General features: G+C 74.8%; 23 protein-coding genes. 7 read left to right on the top strand and 16 right to left on the bottom strand.

The window, feature by feature from the left end; translation table 11 throughout:
* Positions 1 to 15: 15 nt before the first annotated feature.
* Genes OMK64_RS21040 through OMK64_RS05970 form a run of 6 tightly spaced genes read right to left on the bottom strand, consistent with a single transcriptional unit; the run spans position 16 to position 6,010 of the window.
* Positions 16 to 1,608, bottom strand: a complete 1,593-nt coding sequence (locus tag OMK64_RS21040) for a SpoIIE family protein phosphatase (protein ID WP_272727175.1) — start codon at positions 1,606 to 1,608, stop codon at positions 16 to 18.
* Positions 1,605 to 3,329 (bottom strand): ATP-binding response regulator, encoded by a 1,725-nt coding sequence (locus OMK64_RS05990; RefSeq protein ID WP_272727174.1) that lies wholly within the window; start codon positions 3,327 to 3,329, stop codon positions 1,605 to 1,607. The genes OMK64_RS21040 and OMK64_RS05990 overlap by 4 nt, the downstream gene beginning before the upstream one ends.
* A complete protein-coding gene (locus OMK64_RS21035; RefSeq protein WP_272727173.1) occupies positions 3,326 to 4,357 on the bottom strand; it encodes an ATP-binding protein in 1,032 nt (343 codons plus the stop codon). Before OMK64_RS21035 ends, OMK64_RS05990 begins: the two co-directional genes overlap by 4 nt.
* Complete coding sequence (locus tag OMK64_RS05980; RefSeq protein WP_272727172.1) at positions 4,345 to 4,758, bottom strand: ATP-binding protein; 414 nt, start codon at positions 4,756 to 4,758, stop codon at positions 4,345 to 4,347. The genes OMK64_RS21035 and OMK64_RS05980 overlap by 13 nt, the downstream gene beginning before the upstream one ends.
* The gene (locus OMK64_RS05975; protein ID WP_272727171.1) at positions 4,755 to 5,162 is read right to left on the bottom strand and encodes an STAS domain-containing protein; all 408 of its coding nucleotides are present in this window, start codon (positions 5,160 to 5,162) and stop codon (positions 4,755 to 4,757) included. The genes OMK64_RS05980 and OMK64_RS05975 overlap by 4 nt, the downstream gene beginning before the upstream one ends.
* Positions 5,162 to 6,010, bottom strand: a complete 849-nt coding sequence (locus OMK64_RS05970) for an STAS domain-containing protein (RefSeq protein WP_272727170.1) — start codon at positions 6,008 to 6,010, stop codon at positions 5,162 to 5,164. Before OMK64_RS05970 ends, OMK64_RS05975 begins: the two co-directional genes overlap by 1 nt.
* A gap of 246 nt (positions 6,011 to 6,256) precedes the next feature.
* Between OMK64_RS05970 and OMK64_RS05965 the strand changes: the two genes are divergently transcribed.
* Entirely contained in the window at positions 6,257 to 7,165 is a 909-nt protein-coding gene (locus tag OMK64_RS05965) for a carbohydrate kinase family protein (RefSeq protein WP_272727169.1), read from the top strand.
* 18 nt (positions 7,166 to 7,183) lie between these two features.
* On the opposite strand, the gene OMK64_RS05960 is transcribed toward OMK64_RS05965, so the two are convergent.
* Both OMK64_RS05960 and dusB read right to left on the bottom strand, forming a co-directional pair.
* A complete protein-coding gene (locus OMK64_RS05960) occupies positions 7,184 to 8,320 on the bottom strand; it encodes a GNAT family N-acetyltransferase (RefSeq protein WP_272727168.1) in 1,137 nt (378 codons plus the stop codon).
* 59 nt (positions 8,321 to 8,379) lie between these two features.
* On the bottom strand, positions 8,380 to 9,570 hold the full coding sequence (gene dusB / locus OMK64_RS05955) for a tRNA dihydrouridine synthase DusB (RefSeq protein ID WP_272727167.1): 1,191 nt from the start codon (positions 9,568 to 9,570) through the stop codon (positions 8,380 to 8,382).
* 143 nt (positions 9,571 to 9,713) lie between these two features.
* Between dusB and OMK64_RS05950 the strand changes: the two genes are divergently transcribed.
* Positions 9,714 to 10,433 carry a hypothetical protein gene (locus tag OMK64_RS05950; protein ID WP_272727166.1) on the top strand — a complete coding sequence of 240 codons (720 nt, stop codon included), beginning with the start codon at positions 9,714 to 9,716 and terminating at the stop codon, positions 10,431 to 10,433.
* A gap of 59 nt (positions 10,434 to 10,492) precedes the next feature.
* On the opposite strand, the gene OMK64_RS05945 is transcribed toward OMK64_RS05950, so the two are convergent.
* Complete coding sequence (locus OMK64_RS05945; protein ID WP_162352317.1) at positions 10,493 to 11,878, bottom strand: glycine--tRNA ligase; 1,386 nt, start codon at positions 11,876 to 11,878, stop codon at positions 10,493 to 10,495.
* Between the two features lie 161 nt (positions 11,879 to 12,039).
* On the opposite strand from OMK64_RS05945, the gene OMK64_RS05940 reads away from it, so the two are divergent.
* Genes OMK64_RS05940 through OMK64_RS05925 form a run of 4 tightly spaced genes read left to right on the top strand, consistent with a single transcriptional unit; the run spans position 12,040 to position 15,409 of the window.
* On the top strand, positions 12,040 to 12,969 hold the full coding sequence (locus OMK64_RS05940; RefSeq protein WP_272727165.1) for a metal ABC transporter substrate-binding protein: 930 nt from the start codon (positions 12,040 to 12,042) through the stop codon (positions 12,967 to 12,969).
* Positions 12,966 to 13,757 carry a metal ABC transporter ATP-binding protein gene (locus OMK64_RS05935; RefSeq protein WP_272727164.1) on the top strand — a complete coding sequence of 264 codons (792 nt, stop codon included), beginning with the start codon at positions 12,966 to 12,968 and terminating at the stop codon, positions 13,755 to 13,757. Before OMK64_RS05940 ends, OMK64_RS05935 begins: the two co-directional genes overlap by 4 nt.
* A 20-nt stretch (positions 13,758 to 13,777) precedes the next feature.
* On the top strand, positions 13,778 to 14,812 hold the full coding sequence (locus OMK64_RS05930; RefSeq protein ID WP_272727204.1) for a metal ABC transporter permease: 1,035 nt from the start codon (positions 13,778 to 13,780) through the stop codon (positions 14,810 to 14,812).
* Positions 14,813 to 14,821: 9 nt separating this feature from the next.
* Entirely contained in the window at positions 14,822 to 15,409 is a 588-nt protein-coding gene (locus OMK64_RS05925) for a DedA family protein (RefSeq protein WP_272727163.1), read from the top strand.
* A 12-nt stretch (positions 15,410 to 15,421) separates the two neighbouring features.
* Here the strand turns inward: OMK64_RS05925 and OMK64_RS05920 are convergent, their stop codons facing one another.
* On the bottom strand, positions 15,422 to 15,784 hold the full coding sequence (locus OMK64_RS05920; protein ID WP_272727162.1) for a VOC family protein: 363 nt from the start codon (positions 15,782 to 15,784) through the stop codon (positions 15,422 to 15,424).
* Positions 15,785 to 15,874: 90 nt separating this feature from the next.
* Complete coding sequence (locus OMK64_RS05915) at positions 15,875 to 16,666, bottom strand: isoprenyl transferase (protein ID WP_272727161.1); 792 nt, start codon at positions 16,664 to 16,666, stop codon at positions 15,875 to 15,877.
* A gap of 113 nt (positions 16,667 to 16,779) precedes the next feature.
* On the opposite strand from OMK64_RS05915, the gene OMK64_RS05910 reads away from it, so the two are divergent.
* A complete protein-coding gene (locus OMK64_RS05910) occupies positions 16,780 to 17,352 on the top strand; it encodes a hypothetical protein (protein ID WP_272727160.1) in 573 nt (190 codons plus the stop codon).
* Between the two features lie 22 nt (positions 17,353 to 17,374).
* On the opposite strand, the gene recO is transcribed toward OMK64_RS05910, so the two are convergent.
* The 5 genes from recO to OMK64_RS05885 form a co-directional block, all read right to left on the bottom strand.
* Complete coding sequence (gene recO / locus OMK64_RS05905) at positions 17,375 to 18,106, bottom strand: DNA repair protein RecO (RefSeq protein ID WP_272727159.1); 732 nt, start codon at positions 18,104 to 18,106, stop codon at positions 17,375 to 17,377.
* Between the two features lie 94 nt (positions 18,107 to 18,200).
* Positions 18,201 to 19,946, bottom strand: coding sequence for a 2-isopropylmalate synthase (gene leuA / locus OMK64_RS05900; protein ID WP_272727158.1), 1,746 nt, complete (start codon positions 19,944 to 19,946; stop codon positions 18,201 to 18,203).
* A 182-nt stretch (positions 19,947 to 20,128) separates the two neighbouring features.
* A complete protein-coding gene (locus tag OMK64_RS05895; protein WP_272727157.1) occupies positions 20,129 to 21,631 on the bottom strand; it encodes a BamB-related PQQ repeat family beta-propellar protein in 1,503 nt (500 codons plus the stop codon).
* A gap of 63 nt (positions 21,632 to 21,694) precedes the next feature.
* Complete coding sequence (locus OMK64_RS05890; RefSeq protein WP_272727156.1) at positions 21,695 to 23,155, bottom strand: hypothetical protein; 1,461 nt, start codon at positions 23,153 to 23,155, stop codon at positions 21,695 to 21,697.
* Positions 23,156 to 23,165: 10 nt separating this feature from the next.
* On the bottom strand, positions 23,166 to 24,401 hold the full coding sequence (locus OMK64_RS05885; protein WP_272727155.1) for an RDD family protein: 1,236 nt from the start codon (positions 24,399 to 24,401) through the stop codon (positions 23,166 to 23,168).
* Positions 24,402 to 24,447: the final 46 nt, after the last annotated feature.

The raw sequence follows: 24,447 nt of genomic DNA, 5'->3' as shown, positions 1-24,447 counted from the left end.
GGGCGCGGCGCCGCGTCAGCCCGCCGGTGCGACCTGGTCGCGCGTGAGGTGCACCGCGAGCACCGCGACGTCGTCGCCGCGCTCGGCCGAGTCGAACTGGCCGAGCAGCACGTCGCACAGCTCGCCCGGGTCCAGGGTGCCGGCGTCCGCCACCACCTCGGCCATGCGCGCGAGCGAGTCGGCCATGTGGCCCGAGCGGCGCTCGAGCAGGCCGTCGGTCACAAGCACCAGCGTGCACGGGCCCGACGGCGGCACCGTCGTCGTGCGCCGCTCGCCCGGCAGGCGCACGCCGAGCAGCGGTGACGACCCCGTGAGGTAGCGCGCGCCGTCGGGCGACACGAGCAGCGGCGGCAGGTGCCCGGCGTTGACGACCTCCATGCCGCCGTCGTGCAGGTCGACCACCGCGACGCACACCGTCACGAGCTCGGGGTGGCTGCGGATCAGCAGCTCGTTGAGCAGGTCGAGCGCACGCGCCGGAGGGTGGCCCTCGACGAGGTAGGCGTGCAGCGCGAACCGGAGCTGCGCCATGACGGTCGCCGCCCGCAGGGAGTGGCCCTGCACGTCGCCGATCACGACCGCGACCTTGCCGTCGGGGAGCTCGAGCGCGTCGTAGAAGTCGCCGCCGACGCTCAGCTGCGCGTCCGACGCGCTGTACCGGGCGGCCATCCGGATCCCCGGCGGGGTCGGCAGCGAGTGCGGCAGCATCGAGCGCTGGAGCGTCAGCGCGATGTGGTGCTCCTGCGCGTACGACCGGAGGGTGCCGACCGCGCCGCTCAGCGCCTCCCCCAGCTGCTGCGCGAGGTCGACGTCCTCGGCGCCGAGCGGGCCGTCCGGCGTCGCGACCGCGAACCCGCCGAGCTGCCGGCCCGACGCGTCCTGGAGCGGCGTCACGTGCCAGGCGGTCGTCGGCACGCCCGCGCGGTCGAGCATCTCGCGCCACACGCCCGGCGTGCCCTCCGCGCGCAGCGGGTACGGGTGGTCGGCGTCGGGCTCAGCCGCCGGAGCGAGCAGCCGGCCGCGCACGACCGCCTGCCCGGGACCCGGGCTCACGACGCGCGTCGCCATGCCGTCCGACGCGGTGGCCACGACCACGACTGCGGCACCGAAGACCGTCGCCGCACCCTGCGCCGCCGCGGCGACGAGGTCGTCGAGCGAGCGGGCCGAGCCGAGCGGGACGACCGCGGCCGTGAGGTCCGCGAGCCGGCGCGCGTGCTCGGTGATGCCGCGACGGGCCCGGTGCGAGCGGCACAGGCCCGCGACCGTCGCGAGGAACTCGTCGCGGTCGAGCGGCTCGACCAGGTAGGCGTCGGCGCCGCGCTCGAGCCCCGAGGTGCGGGCCCGGGCGTCGATGCTCGTCGCGGACACGTGCACGACGGGCACCGCGGTGGCGGGGTCGGCCTTGATCGCCTGCAGCACGTCGAAGCCCGACATGTCGGGGAGGTTGACGTCGAGGACGACGGCGTCGTGCCCCGCCGCGGCGTCCAGCGCGTCCCGGCCGGTCGCCGCCTCCGTCACCTGGTAACCCGCACGGCGCAGCCAGCTCGCCATGACGTAGCGGTGCGCCTCGGTGTCGTCGACCACGAGGACGCGTGCCGTCGCGTCGGTCACGGCGCCGTCTCCGTCGCCGCGGCACCCCCGGTCGCTCGGCTGAGGACGTCCGCGAGACCGTCGGCGTCCAGCGCGGCCTTCTCGACGAACGGCACGCCCGTCACGGGAGGCTCGTCGAGGGTCGACATGAGCACGACCGGCAGCGTCGACCAGCGCGCGTCCGCCCGGAGCGCCTGGAGGGTCGCGACCCCGTCGACGCCGGGCATGCGCACGTCCATGAGCACCGCGTCCACCGCGCCGCCGGCGAGCACGTCGAGCGCCTCCGCCCCGTCGCGCGCCTCGACGACCTCGGCCGCCGACGGTGCGAGCAGTCCGCGCACGACCGCGCGCGCGGCGTCGTCGTCGTCGACGACCAGCACGCGCCCGAGCGCCGGGGCTGTCGTCCGCTCGAGGGTCAACGTGAACGTACTGCCCTCGCCGACCACGCTCGCCACGTCGAGCGAGCCGCCGAGCGCCTCGGCGACGCGCCGCGCGTACGGCAGACCGAGCCCCGTGCCCTTGACCGACGGCTGCAGGCGGTTCGGCACCTGGAAGAACTCCTCGAACACCGTCTCCAGGTGCTCGGCGGGGATGCCGATGCCCGTGTCCCGGACGATGACGACCACGACGCCGGCCTCGGGGACGGTGACCGCGACGTCGATCGCGCCCGCGTCCGTGAACTTGACGGCGTTGGTCAGCAGGTTGCGCAGCACACGGCCCAGCAGCTCGGGGTCGGTGTGGAGCTCGAGACCGCGCGGGACGTCGACGTGCAGGCCCACCCCGGGACGCAGGAGCGGGCGCACCGTGCCCTGCAGGTCGGCGAGCAGCGCCGCGAGGTCGACGCGCACGCGGTGCACGTGCTGCCGGCCCGACTCGGCGCGCGCGAGGTCCAGGAGCTCGTTGACCATGCCGAGCAGGGCGCGTGCGCTCGAGTCGAGGTAGCCGACCTGGATGCGCTGGTCCTCGTCGAGCGCGCCGTCGGCGAGCAGCGACGCCAGGCCGAGGATCGAGTTCACCGGCGCGCGCAGCTCGTGGCTCACGCTGCGCAGGAAGCGCGTCTTGGCGTCGTTGGCGGCCGCGAGCTGGCGTCCGCGCTCGTCGAGCTCGGCGTAGAGCGCGACGACGCCGCTGTTCGTCTCCTCGAGCTCGTCGGAGAGCTGCGTGTACATGGCCATGACGCCGCGGTTGGTGTCCTCGAGCTCCTCGTTGGCCCGCACGAGGTCCTGCTCCCGGGCCGCGAGCGCCTCGAGCGCACGCACCAGCTCGGTGTTCTGCACGCGCAGCTCGTCGAGCGCGTCCGCGGCACGGGGGCGGGACAACGACGCGCGCACCTCGTCGAGCCGCGCGGGCGACACCGCCCGCGCGTCGGGCAGCGCCTTGCGCAGCACGACCGTCCGGGTGCCGTCGGCGTCGGACGTGACGTCGACGCGGTCGACGAGCCGCTGCGCGGCCGTGACACCGGTGACGTCACCACGGCCACCACGCGCCGGACGACCGAGGACGTGCACCACGAGCTCGGGCGCGCCGGGTGCACCGTCGACCTCGAGCACCGCCCGGCCGCCCGCGGTCCCGGCGACCTCGCGGCCGAGCTCCGACAGCGCCGTGGCGAGCCGCACCTGGTCCTGACCGTCGAGACCGAGCAGCCCGCCGGCCTCACGACCCACCTGACGCAGCAGCACGACGTCGCCGTCCGTGAGCAGCTCGACCGTGCCGAGCCGCCGGACCGCGGACCCGCCCGTCATGCGGGCACCGCCGCACCGGCGCGGGCCACCACGACGCTCGCGTCGTCCCGACGCACGCCGAAGTCGCGCAGCAGGACCGCCGCCACGACGAGCGACGTCCGCGCGAGCAGGCCCGGGTAGCCCGCCAGGTCGTGCCGGTCGGTCACGCCGTCGCTGTGCAGGACGACCAGGGCGCCGGGCGGCAGCGGGTAGGTGGTCTCGCGCATCGTGCGCGCCTGCGCGCCCGCGATCCCGGGGTGGCTGATCATGCCGCGCCGCGCGGCACCGTCGACGACGACGCCGGCGATGTTCCCGACGCCCGCGTACCGGACCTCGCCGGGGTCGAGCCGCGCGACCGCGACCGCCGCCCCGCGGGTGCCGGACAGCGCCCGGTGCACGGTCGTGAGCAGCGCGAGCGGGCCACCGGCCGCCGCGCCCCGGAACGCACGGACCGCCTCGGTGCTCGCCGCGGCCGCGAGCGGACCGTGCCCCAGCCCGTCCGCGAGCATCACCGTGAGCACGCCGTCGTCCGTGCGGATCGCATACGCGTCCCCGCAGACGTCCTGCCCGGTCATCGGCCGGGTGAGCCCGACCGCCGACGGGACGCCGGGGGTCGGGGCGTCGACGTCGGCGAACGCGGCGGTCACGACGGTGCCCGAGCCGGGCCGCGACCAGATGTCCCACGAGCTCGCGAGCCGCGACAGCGTGCCGAGCCCGATCCCGAGCGTCCCCGCCGACGACACGCCGTCCGTGAGGGACGCGGCGACGTTCACCATCCCGGGGCCCGAGTCGACCGCGACGACCTCGACCACCGGACCGGCGGCGGCGTGCCGGACCCGCAGCAGCAGCGAGCCCGAGCCGGCGTGGGTGATCTGGTTGCCGGTGAGCTCGGCGACCACGAGCGCGACCTCGCCGGCCCGCTCCTCGGACATGCCGACGCGCCGCGCGAGCGACGCGGCGGCACGCCGGGCGGTGCCCGTCGCGCTCACGTGGTCGACCGTGAACCAGGCGACGTCCTCGACGGTGCCGTCCGCGCTCACCGTGACCACGAGGCGATCACCACACGCGTGCCGCGCCCCGGTCCCGTGTCGATCTCGAAGTGCTCGACGAGCCGCCGCGCACCCGACAGGCCGAGCCCGAGCCCGCTGCCGCTCGTCCAGCCGTCGGTCATCGCGAGGTCGAGGTCGGGGATGCCCGGGCCGTCGTCGCGGAACTCGACGCGCACGCCGGTGCGCCGCCCGTTCGCCTCGACCGACAGCACGGCCTCGCCGCCGCCGCCGTAGATGAGGGTGTTGCGCGCGAGCTCGCTCGCGGCGGTCACGAGCTTGGTCTGGTCGACGAGCGACAGCTTCGCGCCCTGCGCGAGCCCGCGCACGGCCTGGCGCACCCGCACGACGTCGCCGTCGGTCGTGATGGCGAGCCGCTCGGACGTCACCGGGTCGGCTGTCACGCGGGCGCGTCCGGTGCGAGCTCGAGGAGCAGCTGCTCGGGAGCGGTGTCCTCGCCGTCGGGCTGCAGGAGCCGCAGGCCCTTCTCGACGTCGAGCGCGGTCCGGACGCCGTCGAACGACAGCCCGAGCTCGACCATCGTGATCGCGACGGCGGGCCGCATGCCGACGACCACGGTCGTCGCGTCGAGCACGCGTGAGATGCCGGCGATCGAGGAGAGCATCCGGCCGATGAAGCTGTCGACGATCTCCAGGCCGGAGATGTCGATGAGGACGCCGCGGGCACCGGTCTGCGTGATGCGCTCGGCGAGGTCCTCCTGGAGCTGCAGGGCCGACTGGTCCTGCAGGTCGACCTGGATCGACACCAGCAGGGTCGAGCCGATCTTGAGGATGGGGACGCTGTCCATCAGGCCCCCGCGACCGCGGCGGCGGTGCGCGCGCTGCCGTTCGCGCGCAGCGCCGCGACCAGGGCGTCGGCGAGCGTCGCCTTGGTGCGGATGTCGCCGAACTCGATGCCGAGCGCGACGATCGTCTGCGCGATCTGCGGGCGGATGCCGCTGATCGTGCACTCCGCACCCATGAGGCGCGCGGCGACGACCGTCTTGAGCAGGTGCTGCGCGACCTGCGTGTCGACCGCCGGGACGCCCGTGATGTCGATGATCGCGTGCTCGGAGCCGGTCTCGACGAGCGTCTGGAGCAGCTTCTCCATGACGACCTGCGTCCGCGCCGAGTCGAGCGTGCCGACGAGCGGCACCGCGACGACGCCCTCCCAGAGCTTGACGACGGGCGTCGACAGCTCGAGCAGCTGCTCGGCCTGCTCGCTGATGATCCCCTCGCGCGCCGCGGCGAACGACTCGAAGGTGAACAGGCCCAGGTCGTCGACGAGCCGCAGCAGCGCGGCGACGTCGTCGACACGCTCGGTGTCGCCCCGGCCGGCGATGTCGTAGAGCCCTTCCTTGAGCGCGAACACGCCCACGGCGGTCTCACGCGGCGTGAAGCCGAGCCGCGCACGCGTCGCGGACAGGTCGCTCAGGAGGCTGCGCAGCGAGTCGAACGACGGGGCGTCGAGCCGCTCGCCACCCGCGAGCAGACCACCCACGAGCGCGTCGAAGATCTCGGTCTGCTCGCGCTCCGCCTCGGCGCGCGTGATGCGGCCCTGCAGCTCGGTGACGACACGGTCGAGCCAGGCGGCGCCGATCTCACCGCGCCTGTCCTGGAGGATCGCGGCGAGGCGGGCGGCGTCGGCTGCGGGCATGCGGAACTCCGATCGGGGACGTGACGCGACGCTCGGACGAGCGCGAAGCGGCGGCGCCGTGACTCTACAGCGCCTGGTCGGGGAGACCCCGACGTGGGTGAGGTGTCCCCCGTCCGGCCGCGCGGCGGGCGCGTCCCGTGCGGGGGCGTCGACGGTCGAGCGGCCGTCGACGACGCGGTGCGTGCGTCGCCGTCGGTCGTGCCCGTCAGACGCCACAGTAGTCGCCGCGCGCCCTACCCTGACCACGTGCCGCGCGTCCTCGTCACCGGTCCAGCCTCCTGGAACACCACGATCCGCCTGCCCGCACTGCCCGAGCCGCGCAGCGCGACCGTGTTCGCGACCGCCACGCACGACGGGCTCGGCGGGACGTCCGCCGGCAAGGCGCTCACCCTCGCCGCGCTCGGCGTCGACGTGACCTTGCGCACGGTGCTCGGCGACGATGAGCACGCCTCCCGCGTGCGTGCCGCGCTCGACCACCCTCGGCTCACGCTGCACGCCGAGGACGCCGCCGACGGACGCACCGAGCGGCACGTCAACGTCCTCGCCGACGACGGGTCGCGACTGTCGGTCTACCTGGCCCTCCCGACGCCCGCCCGCGCGACCGACCCGGTCCCCGGGGACGTCCGGACCCTGCTCGACGGTTCCGCCGCGGCCGTCGTCGACCTCGCCGACCACAGCCGCCCCGTGCTCGCCGCCGCCCGCGCCGCGGGCGTGCCCGTGTGGTGCGACGTGCACGACGACGACGGCGCCGCCACCGGGTACGCCCACCCGTTCGCGCTGGCCGCCGACGTGCTCCTCGTCAGCGCCGACCGGCTCGCCGACCCCGCCGCCTACCTGGACGAGGCCGTCCGCCGGGGCGCACGCCTGGCGGTCTGCACCGCGGGGGCGTCGGGTGCGCTCGCGCGCGACGCCGACGGCTGGTGGGACGTGCCCGTCGCGCCGGTCGACGACGTCGTCGACGCCGACGGTGCGGGCGACGCGTTCCTCGCCGGGCTGCTGCACGCGGTCCTCGACGGCCTCCCGCACCCGGCCGCTCTGGCCCGGGCGTCCGCGTGCGGCGCTCTCGCCGTGGGCACGCCCGGCGTCGGTGCCGCGGCGGCGACCCCGGAGGCGGTCGCCGCGCTCGCGGCGCGCGTGGACGTGCGCGCCCGCTGACGCGCCCTCGAGGCGGGCTCAGCCGACGGCGGGCGTCCCGACGACGCCGTCGAGGTCCCGCTGCCACATCCCGAGCACGCCCGTCGGCGTGAAGCCGAGCGCGACGTTGATCGCGAGCATGTGGTCGTTCTCCTGCGCGTTCCACGTGTGCAGCCGGCGCAGGTCGGGCCACAGGTCCTCGAGCCGCAGGAGCTGCGCGGTCTTGACGAGCATCCCCAGCCGGTGGCCGCGGTGCCCCGAGACGACGAGCGTGTCCTGCTGGTACGCGGCCTCGGGCAGAGCGGGCGGCCACTCCACCACCGTGAACGCCACGAGGTCGCCCGCCGGCACGTGCTGCGCGGCGACGACGGCCGCGACACGGCCCTGCTCGACCACCTCGCGGTCGTGCGCGCGCACCCGCTCGGCGTCCCACGGCTCCTCGTCGAGCTCGAGGTCGGCGGTCGGCACGTCGGTGCTCATGCGCGTCCGCAGCACCGCCATGCCGTCGAGGTGCTCCTCGGGCGTCGGCCCGGTCCAGGCGGCGAGCCGGTAGGCGTCGCCGGCCGCGCGCGCCGCGTCCTCGTGCGCCCGCCGGACCGCGGCGCGTCGCGCGTCGTCCAGCGGGAACGTGAACGTGCTGAACCGCTCGACCTGCTCGAGGCCGTACCCGCGCGCGACCGCGAGCCGCGTCGCCGCGTCGGCGGCCGGCACGGTGCCCGTGCCGCTGCGCGCGCCCGCCGTCGCCTCGCGGTCGGCCGGCGCGCGGTGCGTGCTCATGACGATCAGCGTGCGGCGGCCCTCGTCGCGTGCGGCCGCCTCGGCGGCGTCGAGCAGCGCCCGTCCGGCCCCGCGCCCCCGCGCGTCCGGCCGGACCCACGTCTCGGCGACCGCGAGGTGCGGGTTGTCCTGCGTGGGCACGTTCACGAGGGCCGCGCCGACGACCGCGTCGGCCGTCGGCGGAGCGCCGTCCTCGGTGACGACGAGCAGCGTCGACCGCTCGTAGGGCCGCTCCCGCAGCAGCGACGCGACCTCGGGCACCTGCCACGCGGCGTCCGCGTGGCCGAACAGGGCGCGGTGCGTGGCCGCGTGCGTGCGGCAGGCGCCCGCCACGGCCCCGGTCGCGGCGTCGTCGGGCGTCGCGGGCGCTGTCACCCGGTGCACGGTCCACGGAGCCATGCGTCCCAGCGTCCTCCGGGGCCCGCCGGGACGTCACGCCGATTCGTCGAGGTCGGCTGTCAGCCGCCCGAGACGCTCAGCTCCGCCTCGTGCAGGTCGCGACGGAAGTCCTCCGACAGCTCGCGCGAGTCCAGCCAGCCGTACGGCAGGATCGGGCGCTTCGGCGACCCGGCACGACCCCGCTGCCCCTCGGCTGCCTCGCCGGGGTACGGCTGGTCGAGGTCGAGCGCGGCGAGCTTGTCGTCGAGGTCGGCCATCGAGGTGACCAGGCCGAGCCCGGCGCGCGCCTCGCCGCCGACGACGTACCCCTTGAAGTACCAGGCCATGTGCTTGCGCATCTCACGCAGCGCCTTGCCCTCGTCGCCGAAGTGCTCGACCATCAGCTCGGCGTGCCGCCGCACGACGTGCGCGACCTCGCCGAGACCCGGCCGGATGCGCTCGTCGGAGCCCGCGAACGCCGCCGCGAGGTCCGCGAACAGCCACGGCCGCCCCTGGCAGCCGCGCCCGACCACGACGCCGTCGCAGCCGGTGTGCGCCACCATCGCGAGCGCGTCCTCGGCGGACCAGATGTCGCCGTTGCCGAGCACCGGGATGTCCGTCACGGCCTGCTTGAGGGTCGCGATCGCGTCCCAGTCGGCGGTGCCCGAGTAGTAGTCGGCGGCCGTGCGGCCGTGCAACGACACCGCCGCGACGCCCGCGTCCTGCGCGGTGAGCCCGGCCTCGACGTACGTGAGGTGGTCCTCGTCGATGCCCTTGCGCATCTTCACCGTGACGGGGACGCCCGCGGGGCGCGCGGCGTCGACGGCCGCGTGCACGATCGCCGAGAAGAGGTCCCGCTTCCAGGGCAGCACCGCTCCCCCGCCGCGCCGCGTCACCTTGGGGACCGGGCAGCCGAAGTTGAGGTCGACGTGGTCAGCGAGGTCCTCCTCGACGAGCATCCGGACCGCGGCGGCGACGGTCGCCGGGTCGACGCCGTACACCTGCACCGACCGGGGGACCTCGTCGGGCTCGAACGAGATGATGCGGAACGACTCGGGGCTGCGCTCCACGAGCGCGCGGCTCGTCACCATCTCGGCGACGTAGAGACCCGCGCCGGACTCGCGGCACAGCCGCCGGAACGCGGCGTTCGTCACGCCGGCCATCGGGGCGAGCACCACGGGGGTGTCGACGGTGATCGGCCCGATGCGCAGCGGCGGCAGCACCGCGCCGGCGCCGGGGCGCGCGGGAGCCGCGGGTGTCGTCGTGGTCATCGGGCCATTGTCGCACCGGCCTCCGACGTGACGGATGTCGCGCCGACCGGCCGGTCCCACGCCGACGTCGGCTCGACGTCCTGCCGCAGGTAGGTGGACCGTTCGATCCACCTGCGGCAGGACGCGTCGCTACGGTGTCGCGCGTGGACCCTGTCTGCCGCCGCGTCGCCGCCGCCGTCCTGGCCGTCGCACTGCTCGCCGCGTGCGCCCCGCAAGGTCAGACGCGGGAGATCGCGCCGGGCATCCGCGCCGCCGACCCGTCACCGACATCTCCCGTCGTCCATGGCCAGGGCGGCTCGACCGCCTCGACGGAGCCCGGCGACACCGACGTCGTCGGACCGGGGCTCGTCGCCGGACGCGCACCGGGCGAGGTGGTGGTCGGGTCGCTCGACCTCGGTGTCGTGCGCGGCGTGCACCTGACCTTGCGGCCGACGGCCGACGGAGCGGAGGTCGTCGCCGACTCGGGCGCCGTCGTCGTCGGCCCGACGGCGCTCCGCGAGGACGCGCCGGACGTCGCGGGCGCGACTGGCGTGATCGGCGGCGAGGCGTTCGTCGAGATCGGGTCGGTGCCCACGAGATTCGCGGACGCCCGCGTCTTCTACACCGTCCTGAGCGGGTTCGGTCGCGGGACGCACGCGTTCGAGGTGCCGACGTTCCGTCTGCCGGACGACGACCGTTCCTGGTACGTGCTGGTGATCCCCGACCTGCGCGGGTCCGGACTCGCCGACACGACGAGCGGCGTCGCTTTCGCGGCCGCGGACGGCGCTGTCGGCTGCGCGAGCGCCGACTCGCCGCGGGAGTGCGTCATCGGGGACGCGGAGCTCGCGGACGTCGAGGAGCTGATGGCGCGGCCCCCGGCCTGACAGACGGCCGGGGTGGTCGTCGGCTCGCGACGACCACCCCGGCGACCGTGCTCGTGAGGTCAGGCGCCGATCAGGTGCTGCGCGAGGTAGCCGGCCACCTTGTCGAGCGCGACGCGCTCCTGCGTCATGTCGTCGCGGTGCCGGATCGTCACGGCCTGGTCCTCGAGCGTGTCGAAGTCGACCGTGATGCAGAACGGCGTGCCGATCTCGTCCTGGCGACGGTAGCGGCGGCCGATCGCCTGGGCGTCGTCGAAGTCGACGTTCCAGTGCTGACGCAGCTCGGCGGCGAGGTCGCGGGCCTTCGGGGAGAGCTGCTCGTTGCGGGACAGCGGGAGGACCGCGGCCTTGACCGGTGCGAGGCGGTGGTCGAGCTTGAGCACGACGCGCTCGTCGACGCCGCCCTTGGTGTTGGGCGCCTGGTCGACGGTGTACGACTCGACGAGGAACGCCATGAGCGAGCGCGTGAGGCCCGCGGCGGGCTCGATGACGTAGGGCACGTAGCGCTCGTTCTTGGCCTGGTCGAAGTACGACAGGTCCTGGCCGGAGTGCTGCGAGTGTGTCGAGAGGTCGAAGTCGGTGCGGTTCGCGATGCCCTCGAGCTCGCCCCACTCGCTGCCCTGGAAGCCGAACCGGTACTCGATGTCGACGGTGCGCTTCGAGTAGTGCGAGAGCTTCTCGGCCGGGTGCTCGTAGAGGCGCAGGTTGTCACGGCTGATGCCGAGGTCGACGTACCAGTCGGTGCGCGTGTCGATCCAGTACTGGTGCCACGTCTCGTCGGTGCCGGGCTCGACGAAGAACTCCATCTCCATCTGCTCGAACTCGCGCGTGCGGAAGATGAAGTTGCCCGGCGTGATCTCGTTGCGGAACGACTTGCCGATCTGGCCGATGCCGAACGGCGGCTTCTTGCGGGACGCCGTGAGCACGTTCTGGAAGTTCACGAAGATGCCCTGCGCCGTCTCGGGCCGCAGGTAGTGCAGGCCGGACTCGTCCTCGACGGGGCCGAGGTAGGTCTTGAGCATCATGTTGAAGTCGCGCGGCTCGGTCCACTGGCCACGGGTGCCGCAGTTGGGGCACGCGATCTCGGCCAGGCCGCCCTCGGGCGCGCGGCCCTTGCGCTCCTCGAACTCCTCGATCATCTGGTCCTCGCGGAACCGCTTGTGGCACGAGAGGCACTCGGTGAGCGGGTCGGTGAACACGCCGACGTGGCCCGACGCGACCCACACCTGGCGGGGCAGGATCACGGACGAGTCGAGGCCGACGATGTCGTCGCGACGGGTGACCATCGCACGCCACCACTGGCGCTTGATGTTCTCCTTGAGCTCGACGCCGAGCGGGCCGTAGTCCCACGCGGAGCGCGTGCCTCCGTAGATCTCACCGCTGGGGAACACGAAGCCACGGCGCTTGGCCAGGGAGACGACGGCGTCCAGACGGGAAGGTGCGGCCACGAGCGATCACTCCAGTGCGTGAGGCGCCCACGGCTGGGTGTCGCGGGCGGTGGGGGCCGGGGCGGGTGCCACGGCAGACGAGTCCCCAGGCTACCGGCCCCGAGGCGACGCGCCGCACGGCGTTTTTGACAACCGTTCTCGTCCAACTGAGAATGATCGTCATGCTCTCCGCCCGCCCCCGGCACCTGCTCGTCGTGCCCGTCCTCGCGCTGCCTCTGCTGCTCGCCGGGTGCGGGTCGACCGCCGCGGCCGACGACGACGACACCGTCCAGGTGCTCGCGTCGTTCTACCCGTTGCAGATGGTCGCGCAGGAGGTGGGCGGCGACCGCGTGAGCGTCGAGTCGCTCACCCCGCCCGGCGCCGAGCCGCACGACGTCGAGCTCTCCCCCGCCCAGGTCTCGCACCTCGACACGGCCGACCTCGTCGTCTACCTGTCCGGCTTCCAGGCCGCCGTCGACGACGCCGTCGCGCAGACCGCCCCCGCGCACGTGCTCGACGCCGCCGACGTCACGCCGCTGATGTCCGACGAGGGCGACGAGCACGAGCACGAGGAGGGCGACGACCACGAGCACGGCGGGCTCGACCCGCACTTCTGGCTCGACCCGTCGCGCATGCCGGCCGTCGCCGACGCGGTCGCCGAGCAGCTGACGGAGCTCGACCCCGACGGCGCCGACGAGTTCGCGGCCAACGCCGCTGCGCTGACCGAGCGGTTCACCGCGCTCGACGAGGCGTACCAGGCCGGTCTCGCCGAGTGCTCGATCCGCACGTTCGTGACGTCGCACACCGCGTTCGGCTACCTCGCCGACCGGTACGACCTGCACGAGGTCGGGATCTCCGGCATCGACCCGGAGGCCGAGCCGTCGCCCGCGCGCCTCGCCGAGGTCGCCGACGTGGTCGAGCAGGAGGGCGTCACGACGATCTTCTTCGAGACGCTGGTCAGCCCCAAGGTCGCCGAGACGCTCGCCGCCGACCTCGGCGTCGACACCGCGGTCCTCGACCCCATCGAGGGGCTCGCCGACGAGGACGCGGACTACTTCTCCGTCGCCGAGGACAACCTCGAGGCGCTGCGCGTGGCATTGTCCTGCTCGTGACCTCTGGCACCACCCCACCGCTCGCCGTCGAGGCGACGGGTCTCGACGTCACGCTCGGTGGCCGCCGCATCCTCGCCGGCGTCGACCTCGCGGTCGAGCCCGGGCAGGTGCTCGCGCTGCTCGGCGCCAACGGGTCCGGCAAGTCCACGCTGGTCCGCGCGCTGCTCGGCGTGGTCCCGACCAGCGCGGGCAGCGTGCGGCTGTTCGGCGCACCGCTCGGCCCCTCGGCTCCGTGGCACCGCGTCGGCTACGTCCCGCAGCGCATGCCCGCCGCGTCCGGCATGCCCGCGACCGCGCTCGAGGTCGTGACGTCCGGGCTCCTGCACGGCCGGCGCCTGCGCCCCGCGCACGGCGGCCGTCGTCGCGCGCTCGCCGCGCTCGAGTCCGTCGGGCTCGCCGACCGCGCGCACCGGCGCGTCCAGGAGATGTCGGGCGGCCAGCAGCAGCGGGTCCTCATCGCCCGTGCGCTCGTCCGCGACCCCGACCTGCTCGTGCTCGACGAGCCGACGTCGGGCATCGACATCCCCACGCAGGCGACGTTCGTCGACACCGTCTCGCGTCTGCACGCCGCCGGCACGACCGTCGTCGTGATCCTGCACGAGCTCGGCCCGTTCGCCGGGCTGATCCAGCGGGCCGTCGTCCTGCGGCACGGACGCGTCGCGCACGACGGGCCCCCGCCCGCCGCGCGACCCGAGCACGCGCACGCCGACCACGACCACACGCACGCCCACCCCGACCCCGAGCCGCCGCCGACCGGCCCCACGATCACCGTGGAGGTGACCCCGTGACCTGGGACCTGGTCGTCGAGATGCTGACGTCGCCGCTCATGCAGCGCGCGCTGCTCGCCGCCGTGCTCGTCGGCGCCGCCGCACCGGTCGTCGGCACGTTCCTCGTGCAGCGCCGGATGGCGCTCATGGGCGACGGGATCGGGCACGTCGCGCTCACCGGTGTCGCGCTCGGCTGGCTCGTCGGGTCGTGGGTCGGGCTCGTCCCGCAGGACGCGCTCGCCGTGCCGGGCGCCGTCGTCGCCGCCGTCGTGGGGTCGGTCGTCATCGAGCTCGTCCGGGAGCGCGGCCGCACGAGCGGCGACCTCGCGCTCGCCCTCATGTTCTACGGCGGCATCGCGGGCGGCGTGCTGCTCATCAAGGTCGCGGGTGGCACCAACGCCAACCTCATCAGCTACCTGTTCGGGTCCATCTCGACCGTCTCGACGACGGACCTGTGGTGGACCGTCGCGCTCGCCGCGCTCGTGCTCGGCGTCGGGCTCGGGCTGCGCACCGCGCTCTTCGCCGTGTCTCACGACGAGGAGTTCGCGCGTGCCAGCGGCCTGCCCGTGCGGCTGCTGTCGATGCTCGTCGCGACGATCGCCGCGCTCACCGTGACGATCGCGATGCGCGTCGTCGGGCTGCTGCTGGTCAGCGCGCTCATGATCGTGCCCGTCGCGATCGCGCAGCTCTACGCGCGCTCGTTCGGCCGCACCATGACGCTCGCGAGCGTCATCGGGGTCGTCGTCAGCGTCGTCGGCCTCGGACTGACCTACTGGCAGGACATCCCGCCCGGCGCGACCATCGTCGTCCTCGCCATCGTCGTCTACACCGTCGCCGCCGCGCTGCGCCCCGCGCTCCAGCGGCACCGCCCCGACGACGACCCGCACCCCGACATGGTCGACGACGTGCTCATCGTCGACGACGTGTGCGACGACCCCGTCACGACGGTCGCCACGCCGGCCCGCGGCACGGTCGCACCGAACCCGCCACCGGCTGCGACGCCTGCCGGCGGTGCCACGGCTGCGACGAGCCCGCTCGGGACCGACGACCCGGCCGGTGGGTCCCGCGCGACCTAGGATCGGCGCGTGGACGACGACCCCATCTCGGCGTTCGGGCTCGCGACCGTGCCCGTCGGCATCGCCGTCGTCCTGCTGTTCTTCATCGTGCTGGCCCGCTCGCACGCGACCTACTGGGCCGGGCGCGGCGTCACACGGGGCGCGCAGTACGTGCACGACTCCGACCGGGGCTTCGCGTGGTGGCGGTCGACGATGGAGCACCTCGAACGCTGGACCAGCACGCGCGCGGCCCAGCGCGGCCTCGACCTCGTGCGGCGGTGGGGCGCCGTCGCCGTCACGCTCGCCTACCTGACGGTCGGCCTCCAGACGGCGGTCTTCGCGGCTGCCGGGCTGATCCGCATGCGGTACCTCCGCTTCACGCTCGCGTCGATCCCCGGCTCGCTCGCGTGGGCCGTCATCTGGGCGACCGTGGGCTTCGGTGCCGTCTGGGCGGGCGTGCGGCTCTTCGTCGCCTCGCCCGTCGCGGCGATCGCCGTGGTCCTGCTGCTGGCGGTCGCGATCGGCTGGGTCGTGCGACGCCGGCTGCAGCGCAACGCCGCCACCGCCGAGCACGAGCCGACGCACCCCGGTCGACACGCCGCCGAGAGCGACGCCTGACCCCTCGCGTCGTCAGGAGGCCGCGTGCTCCTGCGAGACGCAGAACTGGTTCCCGTCGGGGTCTGCGAGGACGACCCACTGGAAGCCCTCGTGCTCGTGCCGCCCGACGAGCGTCGCGCCGTCGCCGAGCAGGCGGTCGACCTCGGCCTCGCGGTCCGCCGCCGCGAGGTCGACGTGCAGGCGGTTCTTGCCCGGCGTCGGGTCCGGCACCTTCTGGAACGCGAGCACCGGTCCGCCCGCCGCCGACGGCAGCACCATGACGTACCAGCCGTCGCTGTCGTCGCGCACCGTGCCGCCCGTCTGCCGGGCCCACCAGTCCGCGAGCGTCGTCGCGTCGAGCGTGTCGAAGGTCACCATCGCGGGTCGCAGCGTCATGGCCGGAACCGTAGCGGCGACCGCCGACATCCGTGCAGGTGAGGGCCGGTGCTCCCGCAACCCGCGTCCTGGCTCGGCCGCCGCACGTGCTCAGGCGGGCGCGGTCCCCGGCCGGTCGACCGCTCCCCCGTACCGGCGGTCGCGGCGGGCATACGTCTCGACCGCGCGCCACAGGTGCCGCCGGTCCACGTCGGGCCACGGCTCGTCGAGGAACACGAGCTCCGCGTACGCGGCCTGCCAGAGCAGGAAGTTCGACGTGCGCTGCTCCCCCGACGAGCGCAGGAACAGGTCCACGTCCGGCAGGTCGGGCTCGTCGAGGTAGCGCGCGAACGTCTTCTCGTTGATCCGGTCCGGCTTGAGCCGCCCCGCGGCGACCTCGCGCGCGATGGCCTGCGCGGCGTCGGCGATCTCGGCACGACCGCCGTAGTTGACGCACATCGTGAGCGTGCACGTCGTGTTGTCCTTCGTGAGCTGCTCGGCCTCCTCCAGCTCGGAGATCACCGACCGCCACAGCCGCGGCCGCCGACCCGCCCACCGCACGCGCACGCCCCACGAGTTCATGAGGTCCCGACGTCGGCGCAGCACGTCGCGGTTGAAGCCCATGAGGAACCGCACCTCGTCGGGCGACCGCGACCAGTTCTCGGTCGAGAACGCGTACGCGCTCACGTACTCGACGCCGATCTCGATCGCCCCGGCGACGACGTCGAGCAGCGACGCCTCCCCCGCCCGGTGCCCCTCGGTCCGCGGCAGCCCGCGCGCGTTCGCCCACCGCCCGTTGCCGTCCATCACGACGGCCACGTGCTTCGGCACGAACTGCTTCGGGATCGCCGGGGCACGCTCCCCGGACGGGTGCGGGTACGGGGGCACGACGGGGTTCGGCACCCGCACATTCTGCCCGGCGGGCGGGCCGACGTGGTCCGGCGTGACCGGCCTCCGACCAGGTGACCACCGTTCCGACACCTCGGGGACGCCGGCGCGTCGTGGGACGCTCAGGCGTGCGTACTCTTTCCGACGTCGAGCTGCGGGTGCTCGATCGCCTGCTGTCCATCGACTTCCCGCGCGCCGCGGAGCTGCGCCGCCAGGTCGAGCACATCACGGGCGTGGAGCCGAACTGCACGTGCGGCTGCCCGTCGATCACGCCGCACGTCGACAGGGCAAGCGCCCCGCCCGCACCGCCGGGCCGGTCGATGCTGCCCGTCGACCTGCTGGAGGTCGGACGGACCGACGGCACCCCACGCACCGTCATCTGCTTCGTCGACCAGGACGGATACCTGTCGAACCTGGAATGCGTCTACTCCGACGACGACGCCCGCGACGAGTGGCCCGTACCGGAGCAGTGCGCGGTCCTGGTCGGCGGGGACGAGCCCGGCGAGGTGGCCGTGGGACTCCCGGGCGGCGCGGTGGTCAGGCCGCAGAAGCACGGCGACCGATGGATCCGGTGCGACCTCAGCGCGCCGGGATGCGTCGGGACCACGATCAGTGGGTTCCGCGAGACGTTCGCGCCGGACGGGACGCTCGTCAGCCGCCGGCGGGCGCGCACGTGGCTCGGCCGCGATCGGGCGCCCTAGCGAGCGCGAGGCGTCCCGGCGGTCAGACCCGTTCCACGAGGGGCAGGGAGCGGAGCTGGCGCTCCAGGTGGAACTGGCAGAACGCGGCGACGAGCCCGTTGCCCTCGCCGCGGTGCCGCTCGGCGCTCGCGTCGGCGACCGACCAGTCCCCCGCGAGCAGCGCGGCGAGCAGCGCGAACGTCTCGGGTGCGGGCGCGGCGGCGCCGGGCGGGCGGCACGCGCCGCACACCGCCCCGCCGGACGCGACCGCGAACGCGTGGTGCGGGCCGGGGTCGCCGCAGCGCGCGCAGTCGGTGAACGACGGCGCCCACCCCGCGACCGCGAGCGCACGCAGCAGGTAGGAGTCGAGCACCAGACCGGGGGCGTGCTCACGGGTCGCGAGCGCGCGGACCGCGCCGACGAGCAGCCAGTACTGCTGGAGCGCGGGCTCGTGCTCGGCCTCGACGAGCCGCTCGGCAGTCTCGAGCATGACCGTCCCGGCGGTGTAGAGCGCGTAGTCCTCGCACACCGGCCGGCCGTAGGCACCGAGCGTCTCGGCCTGCGTGACGATGTCGAGCGAGCGGCCCGTGGAGAGCTGCACGTCGACGTGCATGAACGGCTCGAGCCGCGAGCCGAAGCGCGACGACGTGCGGCGCACGCCCTTGCCGACGGCGCGCACCTTGCCGTGGCTGCGCGTCAGCAGGGTCACGATGCGGTCGGCCTCACCGAGCTTGTGGGTGCGCAGCACGATCGCCTCGTCGCGGTAGAGGCTCACCGGGTCATTCTCCCCCGCGGGTCCGACACGATGCGCGCAGGGCCGCCCGGACGCGCCGGACGGCCCTGCTGCACGTGCTGCGGGACGGCGCGGATCAGCGCTCGTACCGGTTGACGGCCGAGATGATCGCCTTGAGCGACGCGGTCGTGATCGAGGGGTCGATGCCGACGCCCCACAGGATCTGGTCGCCGATCGCGCACTCGACGTAGGCCGCCGCGGACGCGTCACCGCCGGACGACAGCGCGTGCTCGGCGTAGTCGAGCACCGCGACGTCGATGCCGATGCCCCGCAGCACGTCGACGAACGCCGCGACCGGGCCGTTGCCGGAGCCCTCGTGCGTGCGGACCTCGCCACGGTCGACGAGGTCCACGACGAGGGAGTCGGGCCCGTCCTCGGAACTCGTGGCGCGCGTGCCGCGCAGCTTCAGGCGCCCCCACGGCGGCGTCGCCGAGCCCGGCTCGACGGGCAGGTACTCGTCCTCGAAGATCCGCCAGAGCTCGTCGGCCGTGACCTCGGTGCCGTGCTCGTCGGTGTGCCGCTGCACGACCTGCGAGAACTCGATCTGCAGGCGGCGCGGCAGATCGAGGTCCTTCTCGGACTTCATCAGGTAGCTGATGCCGCCCTTCCCGGACTGCGAGTTGACGCGGATGATCGCCTCGTACGAGCGGCCGACGTCCTTCGGGTCGATCGGCAGGTACGGGACCGCCCAGACGAGCTCGTCGACGCTCTTGTGCTCGCGCGCGGCCGTCGCCTCCATGGCCGTCAGGCCCTTCTTGATGGCGTCCTGGTGCGAGCCGGAGAACGCCGTGAAGACGAGGTCGCCGCCGTACGGGTGCCGCTCGGGCACGGGCAGCTGGTTGCAGCGCTCGACCGTGCGGCGGATGTGGTCGATGTCGGAGAAGTCGAGCTGCGGGTCGATCCCCTGGCTGAACAGGTTCATGCCGAGCGTCACCAGGCAGACGTTGCCGGTCCGCTCGCCGTTGCCGAACAGGCAGCCCTCGATGCGGTCCGCGCCGGCCAGGTAGCCGAGCTCCGCGGCCGCGACGGCCGTGCCGCGGTCGTTGTGCGGGTGCAGCGACAGGATCACATTCTCGCGGTACCGCAGGTTCCGGCTCATCCACTCGATCGAGTCCGCGTAGACGTTCGGCGTCGCCATCTCGACCGTGGCGGGCAGGTTGACGATGACCTTCTTGTCGGGCGTCGGCTTGAGCTCCTCGAGCACCGCGTTGCAGATCCGCACCGCGAACTCGAGCTCCGTGCCGGTGTACGACTCGGGGCTGTACTCGTAGAACACCTCGGTGTCCGGGATCAGCTCCTCGTACTTCTTGCAGAACCGCGCGCCCGAGACGGCGATGTCGACGATGCCGTCCTCGTCGGACCGGAACACGACCTCGCGCTGCAGGGTCGACGTCGAGTTGTACAGGTGGACGATCGCCTGCTTGGCGCCCGCGATCGCCTCGTACGTGCGCTCGATCAGGTGCTCGCGGGACTGGGTGAGGACCTGGATGACGACGTCGTCCGGGATCCGCCCCTCCTCGATGAGCATCCGCACGAAGTCGAAGTCCGTCTGCGACGCCGACGGGAAGCCGACCTCGATCTCCTTGAAGCCCATCTGCACCAGCAGCTCGAACATCTCGAGCTTGCGCGCGGGGTTCATCGGCTCGATCAGCGCCTGGTTGCCGTCCCGCAGGTCCACGGCGCACCAGCGCGGCGCCTGCGTGATGCGCTTGTCGGGCCAGGTGCGGTCGGGCAGGTCGACGCGGATCTGCTCGTGGAACGGCCGGTACTTGTGGACCGGCATGGGCGACGGCTGCTGGGGGCTCGTCTCGAGATAGCTCATGGGGGTGACGCTCCTTCGTGGCGGTGCGGCTGGGGCGGCCGGCGCACAGGGAACACCGCGGCGAGGGTGCGGCCTCTACAGGGCCTCGCCGCGGCGACGAAGGAGGAGGGTGCGTGCGAGCACGTCGTCACACTACCCCCACGGCCCCGGCGCCCGGCAAACGCGGCCGGCGCACGGACGGCTCAGCGCAGCGCCGTGAGGGCGTCGTCCGACACGACGTACAGGTGCGCCCCGAGCTGCACGACGGTCCGGGCCCCCGCCGGCAGCGGCGCGACCCACTCCGGCGCGCCCGAGCGCAGGTCGAGCGCGACGAGCGACGAGCCGTCGCCGGGCGCGGTGCGCTGGACGACGACGAGGCGGCCGTCCGAGAACACGGGCCCCATGCCGAGCCCGAACGTGCGCCGCCACACCGTCCGGCCCGTCGCCACGTCCAGCCCCACGAGTGCACCCGCCGCCCGCAGCACCACGCGACCGCCCGCGTCGACCGCGATCTCGCGTGCCGGGGTCAGCGCGTGCCACGCCGGGTCCGCGCGCCCCGGGGCGTACGCGCGCACACGGCCACCCATGGGGCCGCCCGCGAGCACGCTCGACGTGAAGACGAGCGACGACGAGCCGTCGCTGACCATCGGCTCCACCGGCACGCCGCGCGTCGTCAGCCACGGCTCGGCGTCGCCGCGCGACAGCTCCGAGACGACGTCCACGCCGACGGCGTGCACGCGGTAGCGCGTCCGGACCAGCGTCCCGTCGGACAGCAGCGCCGTCTCGTCCGTGCCGGCCGCGTCCACCGGGGGCGGCACGACCGCACCGTCGTCGACGTGCACCACGAGCGTGCTGCCCTCCGCCGTGGCGACCACGAGCCCGCCGCCGACGGAGAGGTGGACGCGCGAGGTCGAGGCCGCCGGGAACGTCGACGGCCGAGTCGCGACCCAGCGCGCCGCACCCGTCGCCGGGTCGAGGCGGCGGATCGTCAGGACGCCGTCGGCGATCGCCGCGAGCACGACGTCGCCCGCGAGCGCGTCGTGCGTCGCGAGGGAGACGACCCGACCCGGCGTCGGCGCGCGCCGCAGCACCTCGCCGGTCGCGGGGTCGAGCAGCACCAGCGCGGCCGCGTCCTGCGCGGGCGGGAGGCCCGACCGCGTCGCGACGCGCTCGTCCACCTGGTCCGGGCCGAGCGTGCACGCGACCCGCGCGTCGACCTCGAGGCACCGCACCTCCGCGGGTCGCGGGTCGACCCCGAGCGGCTGCTGCCAGCGCAGCGCACCCGTCACCACGTCGAGGCCCGCGAGCGACCGGTCGTCGGGACCGGGTCCCGTCGCCACGACGACCGTGTCACCGACGAGCAGCGGCGGCACCCGGTCGTCCACGCGCACCGTCCACCGGACCGCGGGGGCCGTCGTCGTCCGGATGGCGCCGTCGAACGCCCCCGGCCGCAGGACCGTGCTGCGCTCGTGCGCGGTCACCAGGCTGGGCGTGCCCACCGCGAGCGTGATCGCCAGGCCGAGCGAGCCGAGCAACACCCCGACCGCCCGCCACGGGCTGCGGGCGCGCCAGCCGGACCAGGCTCCGGCGAGCCGGGACGCGCGCTGGAACGCCGACGGCGGGCGCGCGTCCGCCCCGGCGTCGGCCTCGTCGACCTCGTCGAGAGGGACGCGCTGCAGCGCAGGGCTGGGCCCGGCCGCCCCCATGCGCTCACGGTAACCCCGCCCCCGTGCCACCGGGGAGGTGCCGGTGCCGGCCGGGGCCCCGGGTCAGCCGAGGACCAGCGCCTGGTCCGCGGTGCGCGCCACGAGCACGCCGCCGACGCCGTCGACCCGCTGCACGCGGCCCGGCAGGTCCAACGCCCAGTAGCGCACGCCGTCGTCGAGGCCGAGCCCCACCAGCTGCGCCGACCCGCCCGGCGACAGGCCCGGCGCGAGCACGAGCGCGCCGTCCGTCAGCGGCGCCCACGGCATCGGGTCGCCCGCGTCGGACACCCAGCGCACGCGTCCGTCCGCTGCGTCCACCACCCCGAACCGGCTCAGGCCCGACACGAGCAGCCGCTCCGACACACGCGCGCGCACGTCGAGCATCGTCTCCGTCGACCACCGCACGCGTCCCGTCGCCGCGTCCACGCCCCGCAGGCGCGACCCGTCGTCCACGACGAGCACGTCCGGCGCCGTCCCGTCGTCGAGCGAGAACGGCACCGGGAGACCGTCGACCTCGAACCGTTGCGACCCGTCGGCGTCGTGCACCTGGCCGCCGCCGACCGTCGCCCACGTCGCGAAGCCGTCCCGGAGCGCGGCCACCTGCAGGTTCCGGTAGGGCGCACCCGCGGTCAGGACCGCACCGTCGTCCGCGTCGAGCACGGTCGTGACGACGCCCTCCACCACCACGACGTCGCGCGCGACCTTCGCGCCGGCGACCCGGCTGAGCGTGATCGACTCCAGCACGTCCGGGGTCGTGTAGCTCCAGCGCGCCCCGCCCCCGACCACCGCGCGCCTCTCGGCCACCGCGTGCCCCGCGTCGTCGAGCGTCACGAGGACCAGGTCGTCACCGACGCGGCCGGCCTCGACGAGCGCGTCGTCGACCTCCCACGCACCCAGCTCCTCGCCCGACGCGGCGTCCAGCGTGACGACCCGGGTGTGCGCCGGCTCGTCGATCGACGCGTCGTCCGAGTACACGACGCGGGGCTCCGTCACGAGGCACACCACGAGCGAGCCCACGTCCTCCCCGCGCGACGGGCACGCGACGAGGCTGCTCTCGAACCCGGAGCGCTGCACCGGGGCCAGGTCCCGCGTCCACAGCGACCTGCCGTCGTCGGCGGCGTGCGCAGTCACGAGCCAACGCCCGTCCTGGGCCGACACCAGCACGAGCGCCCCGTCCGCCGCCACCACGGCGCCCCGGTGCGGTGCGGCCGGCGCGCTCCAGCGGATCGCCGGCTCACCGTCGAGCGGCCGGACGAGCCCCGGGACGGCCGCGATGCGCTCGACGAACGCGCGGTCCCGCGCGACGGCGGCGCCGACCGTCACGACGACCGCCACGACGACGACCGCGGCGACCGGCCACCACCGCCGCGCCACCCGGGTGAACGGGGTTCGCACGGTGGGCTCGGCCGAGGGCGCGGCCAGCGCGCTCGCGGGGTTGTCGGGGTGCTCCGGGCGGGTCTGCGGCGCAGGCGACTCGTCCACCTCGACGAGCTGCATCCGCGCAGCCGATCGCCTCCCGGCCATGAGGCCGACTCTAGGACACGCCCGCCGACTCCGGCGCCCGGACCAGACGCATCCAGCAGTCGCCGAACACGACCGTCGCCCCGACGCGGAGCCGCACCTGGTGGTCGACCTGGCACACCACCTGGCCGCCCCCGGGCAGGGTCACGACGGTGCCGTTGGTCGAGCCGCGGTCGGCCACCCACACGCCACCCGGCTCGACGCCGACCTGGAGGTGCGTCTTCGACACCGAGCGGGCCGGGTCGACCACGCGGACGAGCTGGACGTCGGCGACCGTCGCGGGGTTGCGGCCCACGAGCGCGGTGCGCTCGACCGTCAGACGCCGGCCGTCGCTGAGCTCGAACTCCGCAGCCGTCGGCACGGGGCGCGTGCGCGCGGGAGCCACGCGCACGTCGGGGCGGCGCGGCGCCGGTCGGGTCAGCTCGAGCTCCGGGTCCAGGCCGGTCGCCGGCACGGGCGGGGCCGTCGGTGCGGCCGCCGCGGCGCGCACGATCGGGAGCGCGCGGGTGTCGAGGTCCGGGCCGCTGCGCGCCGGCGTCACGGGGGCCAGGACGAGCGAGGGCGCGTCGTCGAACCACTCGGCGAGCTGCTCGGTCCCGCCGGTCTGGGCGGCCGCCCACCGCGGGACCCGCACGGGCGAGGTCACCGTCGCCGGCTCCGCCGGACCGGCGGGCACCTCACGACGCACGGGGCCCGGCTCGGCGGCGTCCCACGCGTGGGCACCGCGAGGCCCCGCCGGCGAGGTGCCCCGGACGACGAGGACCTCGTCGCGCGCGACGAGGTCGTGCCACCCACGGCGGCGACCCGTCCGGTCGAGCAGCGGGGACAGCAGCACGACGACCTGGCCGACACCGAGGACGAGCGCACCCGCCGCCACCACCAGGCCGCGGACGAGCACCCGGCCGACGCCGATGGGCCGTCGCGTCTCGACGTCGAGCGTGCGGATCCCGAGCGCGAAGCGGCCGAGCGTCGCGCCCGTTCGCCCGTGCAGCACCCACTGCGCGGCCGCGACGATCAGCATCACCGCGAGACCGACCGCGACTCCCGCACCCGCGGCCGGCGGCTGCTCGCCCGTCGCCGCCGCACGGGCCGTGGCGAGCCACCACGGCAGGACGAGCCAGCCGCCGAGCGCCACCGCGGCGGCGGCGTCGATCGCGCCGGCGAGGAAGCGGCGACCGAGGCCCGCGGGCGGCTCGTCGGCGGGCATCGCCGACCGGAACGGCGGGTGGAGCGGGGCGACGGGCTGCACGTGGACTTCCTCGGGTCGGACGGTCGAGCGGTGGTGCGGTGACGGG

Origin of the sequence: Cellulomonas fimi (assembly GCF_028527925.1) — a bacterium.
GTDB lineage: Bacteria > Actinomycetota > Actinomycetes > Actinomycetales > Cellulomonadaceae > Cellulomonas > Cellulomonas fimi_C.
The sequence above is the reverse complement of the archived record's forward strand: the minus strand, read 5'-3'. Positions and strand labels throughout refer to the sequence as shown.

Coding starts and splice junctions, on each gene's coding strand:
- OMK64_RS05990 (WP_272727174.1), bottom strand. CDS start 3,329: ATGACGGGCGGGTCCGCGGTCCGGCGGCTCGGCACGGTCGAGCTGCTC.
- OMK64_RS05975 (WP_272727171.1), bottom strand. CDS start 5,162: ATGGACAGCGTCCCCATCCTCAAGATCGGCTCGACCCTGCTGGTGTCG.
- OMK64_RS05970 (WP_272727170.1), bottom strand. CDS start 6,010: ATGCCCGCAGCCGACGCCGCCCGCCTCGCCGCGATCCTCCAGGACAGG.
- OMK64_RS05960 (WP_272727168.1), bottom strand. CDS start 8,320: ATGGCTCCGTGGACCGTGCACCGGGTGACAGCGCCCGCGACGCCCGAC.
- dusB (WP_272727167.1), bottom strand. CDS start 9,570: ATGACCACGACGACACCCGCGGCTCCCGCGCGCCCCGGCGCCGGCGCG.
- OMK64_RS05940 (WP_272727165.1), top strand. CDS start 12,040: ATGCTCTCCGCCCGCCCCCGGCACCTGCTCGTCGTGCCCGTCCTCGCG.
- OMK64_RS05930 (WP_272727204.1), top strand. CDS start 13,778: ATGCTGACGTCGCCGCTCATGCAGCGCGCGCTGCTCGCCGCCGTGCTC.
- OMK64_RS05920 (WP_272727162.1), bottom strand. CDS start 15,784: ATGACGCTGCGACCCGCGATGGTGACCTTCGACACGCTCGACGCGACG.
- leuA (WP_272727158.1), bottom strand. CDS start 19,946: ATGAGCTATCTCGAGACGAGCCCCCAGCAGCCGTCGCCCATGCCGGTC.
- OMK64_RS05895 (WP_272727157.1), bottom strand. CDS start 21,631: ATGGGGGCGGCCGGGCCCAGCCCTGCGCTGCAGCGCGTCCCTCTCGAC.
- OMK64_RS05890 (WP_272727156.1), bottom strand. CDS start 23,155: ATGGCCGGGAGGCGATCGGCTGCGCGGATGCAGCTCGTCGAGGTGGAC.